Origin of the sequence: Acinetobacter sp. YH12134, assembly GCF_013418555.1 — a bacterium.
GTDB classification, from domain to species: Bacteria; Pseudomonadota; Gammaproteobacteria; order Pseudomonadales; family Moraxellaceae; genus Acinetobacter; species Acinetobacter indicus.
Map to the genome: position 1 here is coordinate 221,745 of NZ_VPBT01000002.1, position 14,047 is coordinate 235,791.

The window sequence follows — 14,047 nt, forward strand, 5'->3', positions numbered from 1 at the left end:
CCCGCCACCCCATCCGATTCGCCATTCAATTATACGGTTTTCTTTTTAAACAGAAAGTGACCGATCACCCATTCGCGTCCATGCTCATAACCGAACAGCTCGGCACAGGCCATAAAGAAAATCCGCCAGCGTTGCCACCAAATTGCGGCATCCGCGCCATAAGTTTTTTCAAACAAGGGCTTTAGCTCGGCCTGTTTACCATCCATATTTTCTAGCCAAGCATTTGCGGTACGTTCATACTGCGTACCCGCCCATTGCCAGTGCTGCTCTAATTGCAAATGCTGCTGGAAATGTAGAAAGGTTGACGCTGCCGGCATCAGTCCGCCACTGAAGAAATATCTCGACATCCAGTCGAATTCATTTTTCACTTCAAACGGATAATGCAGGAAACGGTGACAGAAAATATGGCACCAGAGCAGACCATCCGCTTTCAGCCAGCTGCTGATATTTTCAAACAGTTTCTGGTAGTTGCGTACATGTTCAAACATTTCCACCGAAACCACCCGGTCAAAGGACGCGGGTTCCATTTGCAGCACATTGACGTCGCAGGTGATCACCGTCAGGTTCTGCAGTTTTTTCAGACGCGATTGTTCCTGAATATAGAGGCGCTGGGTCGAGGAATTCGACACCACCGTGATACGGGCTTTGGGATAATGCTCGGCCATATACAGACTCAAAGATCCCCAGCCACAGCCAATTTCCAGAATATCCTGTCCATCTTTTAACTGTGCACGCTGGCAATAGCTGGCAAGTGCCGCTTCTTCCGCCTGGTCCAGCGTGGTATGAGTATGTTCAAACAGGCTAGCACTGTATTTCAGACGCTTGCCCAGCACCGCCTGGAAAAATGCGGTGGGCAGTTCATAGTGCTGTTCATTCGCCTTGTCGGTCTCGATGGCAATCTCGCTATTTTTCAGCATATGCAGCACATCCATATAGCGCCGAGCTGCCAGTGCCGGGTCAAAGCGTCCTTCTTGTGCCAGACGTTTTTTGCTTAGGCTGCGAATGCCCGCGCGAATCACCGAATCGGGCAGCTTGCCACTTTCGACCAGTTTTAAAGATTGTTGAATCATAAAGTCCATGTATTTACCTACTGTTTGGGTGGCCACGGAATAAACATTGAAGTTCGTCGTTGATAGTCTTTATAGTTGTCGCCGCGATGTGCCAGCGCCTGTTGTTCACTAAAGGGAATCCCGGTGATATAGTAGAGAAACAGCCACATCAGCAGCGGATAAATCCATAATCCATAGGCACCTGCTGCCAGACCAAGGACCGGATAGGCAAACCAGTGCAGCCATTCAAAGAAATAATTCGGATGACGCGAGTATTTCCAGAGTCCCCGATCCATGGTTTTACCTTGATTCTGTGGATCTAGCTTAAAACGGTAAAGTTGCTGATCGGCAGTGCTTTCGCCTATCAAAGCGGATAGCATGATCATGCCCGCCACAATCACAGTGACCAAAGTCCAGTCATTCCACTGCTGGGTCGAGATACTTAACAACTTCAGCATTGGGTAAGAAAACAATAGAGCCAAACCTGCCTGAAATATAAAAAACACCAGAAAACCAAGATGCTGATAATCCCCCATCGCTCGGCGCATGTTGGCATAACGCGTGTCTTCTTGGGTTTCACTGGCATAGCGCCGTAAAAGATGCCAAGTCAGCCGTGAAAACCAGATCCCACTCGCCAGTCCCAGAAATAAGCGAACCAACATCGGTGCACTGTCAATCGCCCAAGCGGCAATAATCACATTGAGGGTAATACTGAAACTCCAAGCGACATCGACCAGCCCTGCTCTGCGGTTATAGGTCACCAGCAGCCAGCTACAGAGCATGATAAAGACATTCAGCATCAGTAAATTCAGCAGCATTTCGTCCCTCCTGTTTTATCTTGGCTTAGTAGGCACTGGCTTCGAACAGCAGATGTACATCACTGATCACGCCTTCGCGGAAGCCACCTTCGCAATAACACAGATAAAAATCCCACATGCGGATAAAACGCTCATCAAAGCCAAGCCCAAGTACCTGATCATGCTGCTGCAAGAAACGCTGACGCCAGCAGTGCAAGGTCTGGGCATAGCTCTGGCCGATATCTTCCAGATGTTTGAGTCGCAGTTTTTGTTCGGAAGCGGTCTGGGTCATGACACTGATACAGGGAATAAAACTGCCCGGGAAAATATAGCGCTTGATATAGTCAACGGTATTCAGGGCTTTGGCATAGCGTGCATCTTCAATGGTAATGGCCTGTATCAACGCTAGACCATTCGGCTTGAGGAGCTCGCGGCATTTTCGGAAATAAGTTGGTAAATACTGCTCACCTACGGCCTCGATCATTTCAATCGACACCAGCTTGTCATATTTGCCTTCCAGTAAGCGGTAATCTTTCAGCTGCACAGTCACACGATGTGACAGTCCGGCTGCAGCGACCCGGGCCACAGCTTCATCATACTGTGCTCTGGAAATGGTAATGGTGGTGACCTTGCAGCCATAATGTTGCGCGGCATAAATGGCAAAACCTCCCCAGCCGCTGCCTATTTCGACCAAATGATCCATCGGTTTGAGTTGCAGTTTCTGGCAGATCAGTTCTTTTTTATAATCCGAAGCCTGTTCCAGGCTCATGCCCGGCTCTTTAAATACCGCACTGGAATACATCATGCTGTAATCCAGGAACAGCTTGAAAAAGTCATTGCTCAGGTCATAATGCTCAGCAATATTTTTGCGGCTGCCATCAATCGAATTCTTGCGCGATTTATACCAGACCTTTAACAGTAACTGGCTGGCTTTGGCCACTGCATTCTGATTCATCTGGTCCAGCACATCGCGGTTACGTGCCAAAATGCGGATCACATCGACCAGATCTGCACTGCTCCAGTAGCCACGGATAAAACCTTCGGCAGCACCCAGTACACCATTACGGAACAGCAGATCCATCAGACGGACATCATGCACCTGTATCACCGCCTGTAAATCGCTATTTTCCCCGACAGCCCCGTTCCAGACGCCTTTAAAAATCAGCTGACCATGGCGTAATTTCAGCAGGTGGCGCAGTACCACCGGCAGTGTGCTTTGCTCTCCCATGAATAGTGTCTTCATCGCAATGTGTTTCCTTTTTCTTTTTTAGGATGTCGGTAAAATGGAACTTTCTTTTTCCATAAACGAAAGGCGTGCAGATAAATTCCGCTGACCATCCTGAAGGGTTCAAGAACTTTCATTACAGCATAGCGATGCTGCTGTGAAGGAACCGTGATGGCCTGCAAGGAAAATTTCAGGGTGGCATCGAATTGCAAGACTCCCTGCTCAAACAGCTGCATATGAATCACGTTCTGCCGATCCGAAAAGCTGAAGCGCCAGCGATAATCCAGCCCCATCGGCATGAACGGCGACACATGAAAGGCCTTTTTAAAGTCAAACTGGTGACTCTGGTACGGCGCATATTCGTCTGCATTGTTCTGGCAGTCGTGAATGTAGACCTGTCGTTCATTCCACGGTGTGTTGGTGATTTCACTCAGCACAAAGAGCAATTGGTCGGTGGCACCAAAGACCAGATAAAATACTACGGAATTGAAACGGAAACCTAGTGTGCGCGGTAAAGCCAGCACCCGGATGGAAGCGGCATGCGGTAACAGATAGTTTTCCCGCTTGATCAGCAGGCGTGCAATCTTCTGCCGAATCGAGCCACATTCCATAGTCAGAAAATCGCGCTCATCTAGGGTCAGGAAATTCCAGCGTTTAGATGACCACAGCCAGGATTTTCGGGTAAACGTCGTGAGTTGATCTGGATCAAACCATAGATAGCTCAGCTGGGTTTTAAAAGCATGTGCTTGGGGCAAATAACGTCGATGCCGGATTTCAGCAGTGGCGATCGCCAGTGGATACATCTGCATCATGCGCTCCTAGGCTGCCTGTTCGGCCTGTTTTAATAGCTGATCGATTACCCATGATGCGCTACGCGCCCCATCCTCATGAAAGCCCCAGCCCCAGTAAGCGCCGCAATATGAAGTGCGGTTTTGGCCGTTGACCTCGGCCCAGCGTTGCTGTGCTTCAATCGCTGGGGCATCAAACACGGGATGACGGTAATGTCGTTCTACCCAGACTTTTTTAGGATTCAGGGCAAAATTAGGATTCAGGGTGGCAAAGACCTGGGTTTTGCAGTTCAGGTTCTGCAACTGGTTCATCCAGTAGCTAAAGCCATAATGTGTGCCACTGTGTTGGAATGGCGTCTGTTCAGTGACCTGAGTCGGCGTGACGTGTACATGCCAGCTGGCCCACTGGCGACGGGATTTGGGCATGATAGAGGTATCGGAATGTACAACCATGCGGTTATCCTGATAGCGGAACTTGCCGAGCACATCCAGTTCCTGTGCAGACGGGTCTTTCAGCAGTTTCAGGCTGTCATCGGCGTGGCTGGCGAAAATCACCCAGTCAAAACGCTCACTGCCCTGTTGAGTTTCAATCAGCACATCATTGGCACTGCGAGACACCTGATGCACAGCAGTTTTACGGAACGTGATATTGCACTGGGCCTGAATGGCACGGACGTAGCGAGCTGATCCACCCTTGACCGTCAGCCATAAAGGACGGTCTTTGAGCTGCAACATGCGATGATGCTGGAAAAAGCTCACCACAAACTTATACGGAATCTGTCCGGCCTGTTCCACCGGGCAGGACCACAGCGCCCCGCACATCGGATAGAGATGTTCCTGACGGAAGGCTTCGGAATAGCCATGCCGATCCAGATACTCATCAATACTGAGCTGTGCATCGACCTGTTCCACATCCAGATCTTTATTGGCCGCATAGAAACGGAACAGATCCGACAACATCGCGCGAAAATTTGCATTAAAAAAGTTTTGAGGTCTAAACAACAGGGATAATTTTTTTGACGGATTGTATTGCAAGCCGCTGACCTGATTATTCACAGAAAAGCCCATGTCACTGCTTTGCGATTGAATCCCAAGTTCTTTGAGCATGGCGCAGAACAGCGGATAGTTATGCTCATTAAATACAATAAAGCCACTGTCTACCGCAACCTGTTCACCATCGATATTCAGCTGATGGGTATCGGTATGACCACCAAAGTAGTTATTCTTTTCAAAGACTGTGACTTCATGCGCTTTGCTGAGTTTCCAGGCAGCGTACAGACCGGAAATACCTGAACCAATAATTGCAATTTTCATGGTGATTCCTTTGAATGAATAGTCGGAGTGCCGGTCTTGACAGCTTTTATCTGTTTTCGAGCCCGGGCAATTTTACTGACATCATAGACACGTGCCGGAATGGGCTTGAGTCCCCAGACCAGCCCGAGCCAGGACATGAGTTTCAGCAGGTAATAGGTCACATCAATCTGCCACCAGTAAAAACCCTGCCGGGTACTGCCGGCATAATAATGGTGATTGTTGTGCCAGCCTTCGCCTAAGGTAATGATGGACAAGAATAAGTTGTTACGGCTGTGATCTTCAGTGTCAAAATCTCGGCTGCCATAATGATGCGCCAGTGAATTGATACACAAGGTGGCATGGATCAGTAACACGGTAGACACGACAAAGCCCCACACTAGCAATTGCAGGCCTGATGTACCAAGTTGCGGCCAGGTGATGGCCACCCACTCCCCGAGTGCATAAATTCCTCCCGCGGTCAGCAGCACCACAATTAAACTGAAGCGGTCCAGCCAGATCAGTTCCGGATATTTCAGCCAGTCCTTGATCACTTCTTTACGCGTGGCAAAATTATATTCATTTAAAAACCAGCCGACATGGCTGTACCAAAAACCATGTGTTGAGGAGTGTGGATCTTGTAATGTATCGGTATAGCGGTGGTGATAACGGTGATGGGCCGCCCACCATAGCGGACCACGCTGTGCACTCATAGTTCCAATTAACACAAACAGGAATTGCACCAGACGCGAAGTCTGAAAAGTTTTATGTGACAGATAGCGATGAAAAAAGGCCGTAATGGAAAACATGCGGATTAGGTAGAATGCGAGCATGAAACCCAGTGCAAACCACGATACCCCCACCCAGAATACTGCCAGACAGGCCAGATGCAGTAGAATAAAGGGTAAAATTCTGAACCACTGAATTTTACTATTTTCAGCGGTCAGCGTTTCAGGCGATGTGTGTATGGACCAGCTGTCTATCCATCGCATCAGGCTTTTCAACATGGACTCATCCTACTTTTAAGCGGTTGTCTTTATTCTATTTGATGAGTCTAATCAGTCAGATATGAATTTTATGTGAAGTGAAATAAAAAAAAGCCGAACTGTAGAGAGACTAATGAGTTCGGCAAAAGGGTAACAGATTAATGCGGCAATTTGATCAGTTTTGTAACGTCGTAGCCATAATATTTTGCTGTATCCAGATAGGACTCATAGGTGGCTTCATCCAGTTGCGGTTCGCGCGATAAAATCCACAGGTATTTGGTACTCGGTCCACCGACCAGCGCCACTTTATATTCCGGATCCACGCGTAATACCCAGTAATGCCCTTTGGTAAACGGAATCCATCTTAAACCTGGCGGCAAAAAGCTGACCTTCAGTTTGCTGTTGCCCTGATTTTGCGGATAGGCTACCCCTTCAGAGCTGATCATTTCACCATTTTCAATCCGGCAGCTATTTAAGACGCCCATGGTCTGATCGGCATTGACAGTGTATTGTGCCGAGATATCCGAGACACATTTACGCTGAAAATACATCGGTAAATGCGCAATTTCATACCATTTACCCGCATACTGCCGGATATCCACCTGATCGACTGCCTGAGGGGCAACCGTTTCAGCTCGGGCAGTAAAGCTTAAGCTGATGATGGCCAGCGCTGTAACTGCGAAAACCGACTTGAATAGCATCTTCATTTTTAAGCCTTATTTGATTTTAGTAATAGCATAACCCAGATGGATGTGAACAAATCGTGAAGATTAGATGCTGCGATTCAGTTTTTGTTGAGATGCCATTCGTTTATCCGCTAAAAAATAATTAAGTCTTCAACATTAGAAAATTCAGGTTCTCGGGAATTACACCGATCGAAAATAAACCTCCTGATTCTTTTCTTAATTTAAGCAGTCAAACCAGACTAGTTAATTCAAAGCCATTCTTTGCTGTCATCGGCAACAGGTGTGCCATGCATCACATGCTGAATCATGGCATAGGCGATACTGCCCTTGAACGGAATCTCGGGTAACTGATCAAACTTAAAAAACTGCGCATCGCTGAGTTCATTTTCCTGAATCTGAATCTCGCCTGCATGATATTCTGCCCTGAAGGCCATCATCAAATTGCTGGGAAACGGCCACGGCTGACTGGCTAGATATTGAATATTTTTGATTTGTAGTCCCACTTCTTCCATCGTCTCACGGCGTACCGCCTCCTCCAGGGTTTCGCCCACTTCGACAAATCCGGCAATCAGGCTGTACATCTGGGTTTTGTTACGAGCATTTTTTGCCAGCAGAATTTCATCTGTACCTCGGGTAATGATAGTGATCACACAAGGATTCACACGCGGATACTGGTTATAACCACAGGATGGGCAGACCATAGCATAGTGACTGACGTGCTGCTGGGTCGGGTGGCCACATTTACTGCAAAAGCGGTGATTACGGCGCCACTCTAGCAACTGCACAGCGCGACTGGCTTGTTCAAACTGTGGCCTGCTCCAGACCTGCACCAATTGCCGGATCGGGACTAGTTGATAGCCTTCAGGTACTAATTCATTTTCTTTTAGATCCCGTGCAATAACCTGGCCATTTTCCGACAGATCCAAGTCGTGCTGCAGTCTTGCTACCAGCGGCAACTGAAAATGCTCATCCACCATTAATTGCTGCTGTCTAAAAATATACGCTTTTGAATGCATGCTCATGACATCCACTGATTAAAAAAAATCCCATACATTGGGGTGTATGGGACAAAACTAAGGAAGCTTACATAGAGTAACTTCTCTTTAGATACTAAGCGCACGCTGCCTGAATTACAACCATAATAATTTGTATCTTTTTGATTAAAATCACATAATTTTCACAACATTTATGTCTTCAGGAATAATGCGAAGCGAGTTTCATTAACTGGCTGTAGCATTATAGAGATGGACACTCTGTTATTGTAGCAATCATGATTCCTGTGCAATGTCAGCAAATCAGGTCGGGCTGAATTGACTGAACATGCGGACTGATCTGTATTTTCACAAAAAATTGAACTGTCTGGCTTTACACTAGACTATCTTTGATCGGGTCTGGAAAGGCTATGCGTTTCGGTTTAATTTTAGGTGACCAGCTTCATCATCAGCTCGCTACGCTTAAAGCGCTAGACAGTACCCAGGATGTGATCCTGATGGCCGAAGTGGTTGAGGAAGCGACTTATGTCGCCCATCATCCGCAGAAAATTGCCCTGATTTTTAGCGCGATGCGGCATTTTGCCAAAGAGCTCAAAGCGGAAGGCTGGCGTGTACGTTACCATGCTTTTCAGTCCGGCAGTCCGATTCGTAGCCTGCTGGATTTCGTACAGGCACAGCAACTGCTGTTCCCCGTCAAAGAACTGGTAATGACCCGATGCGGGGAATACCGCCTGCAGCAGCAGATTGAACAGCACTGGAGCCAGCAGTTGCAACTGCCAGTACACTGTCTGGATGATGATCGTTTTTTCTGTAGCCCGGAGCAGTTCCGGCACTGGGCCAGCCGCTACCAGACGTTGCGCATGGAATATTTTTACCGGGAAATGCGTAAACAGACCGGTTATTTGATGCAGGGACAGCAGCCGCTTGGACAACAGTGGAACTATGACAGCGCCAATCGCAAGGCATGGTCAGGCACTCCACCATTGCCTCCAACACTTCATTTTGAACGCGATCAGATTGATCTGGATGTAATGCAACTGGCTGAGCGCGAGTTTCCACTTCACGCTGGCAGCCTTGACAACTTCCGCTGGGCCACTACACGTAGCAATGCTCTGCTTGCACTGGAGCATTTCATTACCCACAGTTTGCCGCATTTTGGAGATTATCAGGATGCCATGGCTCAGGGTGCAGACATGCTGTTTCACAGCCTGCTCTCGCCTTATCTAAATTGTGGTCTGTTACTGCCCAAAGAAGTTTGTGATGCGGCAGAAGCTGCCTACCATGAAGGTCATGCACCACTGAATGCAGTGGAAGGTTTTATCCGACAGATTCTAGGCTGGCGCGAATATGTCCGCGGAATTTACTGGCTGTACATGCCGGAGTATGCCAGCCGCAATGCGCTGCAGTACTCAACCCCGTTGCCACAATTTTACTGGACTGGCCGCACTCAGATGAACTGCATGGCTGAGTGTTTCCGTAATACTTTTCAGCATGCGTATGCACATCATATTCAGCGTTTGATGGTGACTGGAAATTTTGCCTTATTAACCGGTATAGACCCGAAGCAGATCAGCGAGTGGTATCTAGCAGTCTATGCCGACGCCTATGAATGGGTAGAACTACCGAACACCTTGGGCATGGTGATGCATGCCGATGGCGGATTGATGGCCAGCAAACCCTATGGGGCTTCGGGCAATTATATCCATAAGATGTCGGATTACTGCAAGCACTGTAGCTACAATGTCAAAACCCGTACCGAACCGGACAGCTGTCCTTTCAACAGCCTGTACTGGTATTTCATGATCCGGCATGAAGCGACATTCCGTACTCATCCACGTATGGGCATGATCTATCGACAGCTGGACAAGCTTAAAGATCGGCCGCAGATTATCAGCCATGCCCAGCAACTTCTTAGCCGGATTGATGAGTTATAAACCATGAAAAAACAGCATCTTCCTGAAAAAATCTGTATGCACTGTTTGCGTCCTTTTACTTGGCGCAAAAAATGGCAACGCTGCTGGGAGGAAGTCAGATACTGTTCTGAACGATGTAAACGTGAGTCCAGACAGCGGTCAAAATCAAACGCTTAGAAACGCTTGTATTGCCGTGAACAATAGGCCCGTATCACGTCGGGTGAACGCAGTTGCAGATGTTTAGTTTTTCGGCCGGTGACGCGTTCACGCCACATTTTAAAACTCGATGCTTTCATATTTTGCCGCATCAAGCGGATCACCGCCGCTTCATTTAAACCATACTCACATAAAATAGCTTCAAAAGGAGTTCGATCTTCCCAAGCCATTTCTATAATTCTGGATAAGTCTTCTTCAGAAAATTGATTCATACTATTCTCGTTTTTAATCATCATGAAGCGTCAATAAGCTTTATCGACTTTAATTTGACTAAAAGAATAACAGTACAATCATGAATTTTTTGTGATTTTTTTGAGAACGTTCAAAACTCTGTGTCAGCCGAAATGGCTAGAGCTTAATTATATCATCGAGCGTGCCTTGCAAGGGCTTTGTTGCATAAAGCTGAACCGTACCGGGTTTGTGGGAGAGTCAATATTCTGAGAGACTATCCCGATGACAAAATTAAAATATACCCCTGAAATTAGAGAAAGATCGGTTCAATTATTGATTGGGGCTTAGGAGAAGTTGCAACTTTTTTAAAAAGCTCGAAAATCATTTTAAAGCCTTTGATTTGACTTTCTTTTACCTTAATAACGGATTTGTTTAACGCCAGCATACTTTTTGAAACACCACCTAATTATTTAAAACCACATTCCTTAAATATACCTTTTAAGTATTTAAAGATGCCAAAAAAAGACTAGATAGGGCTATAACATTTAATTAAGGTATATATAAACGGATATATAATTTAAGAATCAATGCAGTCTTAACTCATACAACGATTGAGTAATTATGAAGTAGACCAGCATTATGGCAACATGAAGGAGATAGCCATGACAGCCGCAAATGTTAAAATTTTTAACACGGAAGAAGTACAAAATTTTATAAATCTACTCAGTGGTCTTGAGCAAGAGGGTGGTAATCCGCGTAGGCTTTGTTGCATAAATATGTAAGCATCTGATTTAAATAAATTTAATTTTGGATCAAAAAATAATCAAAACCTTTAAAATCATATAGTTATGAAATCTTTGTGCAACAAAGCCAATTGAAACTGAAAGATTATACTGTCACTGATAATTACTGAATCAATTTTATGTATCCATCATAAATCAAAATGAGCTGTTTATTATAATTATTTGACTCACAATTTGAGCCGAATATACACTATATTCTCATCACATTATTCAAGTAGAAGAGTAATCATTATGTATGATGATTGGATATGGAAACAAGTTAACTGGACAGCCTTCACATGGGATGACTATAAGATCCTCCCTCTAACGAGACACATCCATCAAAAGGTCGGTATTTTACTCGGACAAAGTCAACATAATCCTGAAAAAGAACACTTAACATTGGATAACTTAATTGCCAATCTTGTTTCCTCTTCTGCTATTGAAAATGAGACTCTCAATGTCTACTCATTACGATCATCTTTAGCAAAACGCTTAGGTGTATCTCTAGAACAGCCTTATCCAAGCTCTGAACGTTCTGATGGATTGGCAGATATTATGTTCGATGCACTGAATAACTTTAACCAAGATTTGACGATTGAAAGATTATTCCAGTGGCACCAATGGCTCTTTAATGAAACTGATTGGACAATGCAACGGATTCGTGTTGGTCAGCTACGTGGACATGAGCCAATGCAAGTGGTTTCTGGTCGTATTGAGTATCCAACTGTACATTTTGAAGCCCCACCACGAATTGGGCTAGAGCAGCGACTTAATGAATTTATTAAATGGTTTAATGTAAGTAAATCCGATCATTTGCTTGATCCAATTATTCGAGCAGGTATTACTCATCTGTGGTTCGTAACTCTCCATCCTTTTGACGATGGTAACGGACGTATAACACGAACACTAACCGACCTTGCCTTAGCGCAAATGGATCAACAAAGTATCCGATTATACGCAATGTCACCTGTTATTTTGAATAAGCGAAAAAGCTATTACGAGGTACTTGAAGCCACGCAAAAAGGTGACTCTAATATCACTGAATGGCTAGTTTGGTTTTTAGAAGCTCTTAATGAAAGTCTAGAGCAAACTTTAAAACGTATTAACAGAACACTTTTTAAAAGTAATTTTTGGAAAAAATACTCTGAAATTGACTTCCATGAAGGACAACGTAAAGTCTTAAACAGACTGCTAGATGGTGGTGAAAATGGCTTTGAACATGGTATCAGTGCAGCACAATATCAAAAAGTTGCAAAAGTCAGTAAAGCTACAGCCACTCGCCATCTTACTGATTTATTAGAAAAAGGCTGTATTGTGAAATTAGAAGGTGGTGGGCGCAATACCAGATATCAAATTCATGCTTCATTGAATTAAATATTGATTTAAGCTGCCTACCATTTGCTTACCAGCTTGCAAAAACAAAAAAACCACTTAGGATTAGTACACCTAAGTGGTTGTTTTATATGGTGGGCCCAGACAGACTTGAACTGTCGACCAACGGATTATGAGTCCGTATTTTCAACATCATATTATTTAATTAATCAATCACTTATGACGCTTGCCCTTAGTTTTTTAAGTATAAAATCAATGTAACTAAACCTCATTTCGCATATGAATTGACACAATAATGACACATTAAAATTTACCTATGTAATATCCTTTATAATTAAATAATTGGTTTCTAATTTAATTAAAAATCAACGAAAATTTACTTATAAGGATGCAAAGTCAAAGACTGAGCTATTTTTTCATTAATGTTCCATTTAGGTGGAAACCAAGGTTGTTCAAGCTCACCTGTATAATTATACTTTTGTTTAATACGTGTTCTACCAGATATACCCATAACATCTGGATGAGCAACTCGAGAATATTTATCAACTTCACAAAATAAATTTTGGCAATCGATCAGTTGTAATGGCCTTCCCCATAGAGATTTAAAACTCAATCCTAATCTACTAAACTCTTCTTCTTGATGATTTGCCATTAACTGTATTAATTCTTGTTCATTAAAATTTTTTTTATCTTTAAAACATTTTCGTAAACCATCACGAGCTCCTGGCCCTGGCACAACAAACTCCATTTCAGAAAAATCTGTTAGCTCACTATAATTTATATCGGTCACGAATTGATATGCTAAAAAATCCCCCATAGTTGGATAACCTTTAATAAGCTCAAACGCTTGCTTCATCTTGTTAGTTTTAGCTAGCTTACCAACTAAATTATCACTCATCATTTTTTGCAATAATTGCAAATGATTTTGATGTTTCTTATCAAATCCAAAAGCTCTAGCAGGCGGTATAATATAAGCTGCAGAATAAATCCGAGCCTTACGTTCCATAGCTTTTTTTAAGACTTCATCATAAGCATCAAAACTATAATTTTTATAACTAATTAATCCAAAACTTTGTTCTAGTAATTCCCAAGTTTCTATTTTATTAAATAATTTAAAAAGCATAATCCGAAAGAAAATTTCTTCTGCTGAATTTGGGAGGTCATCCCTGTATATCACATTTTTAATTAAGTATTGACTTACACGATCTGCAGCACGATAAGTATTTGTGAATTTGTGAACACTAAGTACTGAATCCTCAGTCCACGGTCTTTCTTTTTTATTTAATCTATTGAAATAGATAGATTGCCTTTCACAGGCAAACTTCCAATATGTTTTATAAACTGGAGATAGATCAAAAGACTTTAAATAAGAAGGATATTTACTATCGGCCTCTTGAAAAGATGTTCGTTGCTGTTGTTTATAAATCACTACTTACTGCTCAATTCACATTATGAGGATTTTTTACTTACACAGGGCTTTGTTGCACAAATATTTCATAACTATATGATTTTAAAAGTTTTGATTAATTTTTGATCCAAAATTAAATTCATTTAAATCAGATACTTACATATTTATGCAACAAAGCCCTTACACAGATGAGCTAAAGGCTTTTCTGGAACGTGCATTTAAAGAATTTTCTGATTGTACAATAGTTTTTTAGCAATACTCATCAAGTTTTTTTGAGACTACCTGCCATAGCACTAGTGTTTTTCCAAATTTACGATGTACTAAAATTGCTCTAAGGCTTAACACTTACTATTTAAAAAGTTATTTTTATAATTTAAATCGATTAAAATGCTCGCCTGTTACTCTCATT

13 protein-coding genes and 2 pseudogenes are annotated in these 14,047 nt (G+C 43.7%); 5 read left to right on the forward strand and 10 right to left on the reverse strand.

What is annotated here, in order from left to right; all coding sequences use genetic code 11:
• Positions 1-29 precede the first annotated feature (29 nt).
• From FTU69_RS02570 to nudC, 8 genes are all read right to left on the reverse strand, one after another.
• Positions 30-1,079, reverse strand: a complete 1,050-nt coding sequence (locus FTU69_RS02570; RefSeq protein WP_180103432.1) for a cyclopropane-fatty-acyl-phospholipid synthase family protein — start codon at positions 1,077-1,079, stop codon at positions 30-32.
• 8 nt (positions 1,080-1,087) lie between these two features.
• A complete protein-coding gene (locus FTU69_RS02575; protein WP_180088381.1) occupies positions 1,088-1,867 on the reverse strand; it encodes a DUF1295 domain-containing protein in 780 nt (259 codons plus the stop codon).
• Positions 1,868-1,892: 25 nt separating this feature from the next.
• Positions 1,893-3,089 (reverse strand): cyclopropane-fatty-acyl-phospholipid synthase family protein, encoded by a 1,197-nt coding sequence (locus FTU69_RS02580; RefSeq protein ID WP_180088384.1) that lies wholly within the window; start codon positions 3,087-3,089, stop codon positions 1,893-1,895.
• Positions 3,086-3,880: a DUF1365 domain-containing protein gene (locus tag FTU69_RS02585; protein WP_180088386.1), complete on the reverse strand. Its 795-nt coding sequence runs from the start codon at positions 3,878-3,880 to the stop codon at positions 3,086-3,088. Before FTU69_RS02585 ends, FTU69_RS02580 begins: the two co-directional genes overlap by 4 nt.
• A gap of 9 nt (positions 3,881-3,889) precedes the next feature.
• Positions 3,890-5,173, reverse strand: a complete 1,284-nt coding sequence (locus tag FTU69_RS02590; protein ID WP_180088388.1) for an NAD(P)/FAD-dependent oxidoreductase — start codon at positions 5,171-5,173, stop codon at positions 3,890-3,892.
• A complete protein-coding gene (locus FTU69_RS02595; protein ID WP_180103433.1) occupies positions 5,170-6,156 on the reverse strand; it encodes an acyl-CoA desaturase in 987 nt (328 codons plus the stop codon). The genes FTU69_RS02590 and FTU69_RS02595 overlap by 4 nt, the downstream gene beginning before the upstream one ends.
• Before the next feature lie 137 nt (positions 6,157-6,293).
• Complete coding sequence (locus FTU69_RS02600; protein ID WP_136143614.1) at positions 6,294-6,842, reverse strand: lipocalin family protein; 549 nt, start codon at positions 6,840-6,842, stop codon at positions 6,294-6,296.
• Between the two features lie 227 nt (positions 6,843-7,069).
• Complete coding sequence (nudC, locus tag FTU69_RS02605; protein WP_171324809.1) at positions 7,070-7,843, reverse strand: NAD(+) diphosphatase; 774 nt, start codon at positions 7,841-7,843, stop codon at positions 7,070-7,072.
• Between the two features lie 380 nt (positions 7,844-8,223).
• On the opposite strand from nudC, the gene FTU69_RS02610 reads away from it, so the two are divergent.
• Both FTU69_RS02610 and FTU69_RS02615 read left to right on the forward strand, forming a co-directional pair.
• Positions 8,224-9,747 (forward strand): cryptochrome/photolyase family protein, encoded by a 1,524-nt coding sequence (locus FTU69_RS02610; protein WP_180103434.1) that lies wholly within the window; start codon positions 8,224-8,226, stop codon positions 9,745-9,747.
• 36 nt (positions 9,748-9,783) lie between these two features.
• Positions 9,784-9,903, forward strand: a complete 120-nt coding sequence (locus tag FTU69_RS02615) for a DUF2256 domain-containing protein (RefSeq protein WP_236162469.1) — start codon at positions 9,784-9,786, stop codon at positions 9,901-9,903.
• Here the strand turns inward: FTU69_RS02615 and FTU69_RS02620 are convergent.
• Positions 9,900-10,154 (reverse strand): TIGR03643 family protein, encoded by a 255-nt coding sequence (locus tag FTU69_RS02620; RefSeq protein ID WP_004976999.1) that lies wholly within the window; start codon positions 10,152-10,154, stop codon positions 9,900-9,902. The two genes, FTU69_RS02615 and FTU69_RS02620, sit on opposite strands and share 4 nt — an antisense overlap.
• A gap of 299 nt (positions 10,155-10,453) precedes the next feature.
• Between FTU69_RS02620 and FTU69_RS02625 the strand changes: the two are divergent.
• From FTU69_RS02625 to FTU69_RS02630, 3 genes and pseudogenes are all read left to right on the forward strand, one after another.
• A pseudogene (locus FTU69_RS02625) lies at positions 10,454-10,549 on the forward strand (IS1 family transposase); the annotation flags it as partial.
• Positions 10,550-10,775: 226 nt separating this feature from the next.
• Positions 10,776-10,871 (forward strand): annotated as a pseudogene (locus FTU69_RS14870) (catechol 1,2-dioxygenase); the annotation flags it as partial.
• A 276-nt stretch (positions 10,872-11,147) separates the two neighbouring features.
• Positions 11,148-12,272 (forward strand): Fic family protein, encoded by a 1,125-nt coding sequence (locus tag FTU69_RS02630; RefSeq protein ID WP_180103435.1) that lies wholly within the window; start codon positions 11,148-11,150, stop codon positions 12,270-12,272.
• 334 nt (positions 12,273-12,606) lie between these two features.
• Here FTU69_RS02630 and FTU69_RS02635 read toward each other — a convergent pair whose 3' ends face one another.
• On the reverse strand, positions 12,607-13,659 hold the full coding sequence (locus FTU69_RS02635) for a nucleotide kinase domain-containing protein (protein ID WP_180103436.1): 1,053 nt from the start codon (positions 13,657-13,659) through the stop codon (positions 12,607-12,609).
• Positions 13,660-14,047 lie beyond the last annotated feature (388 nt).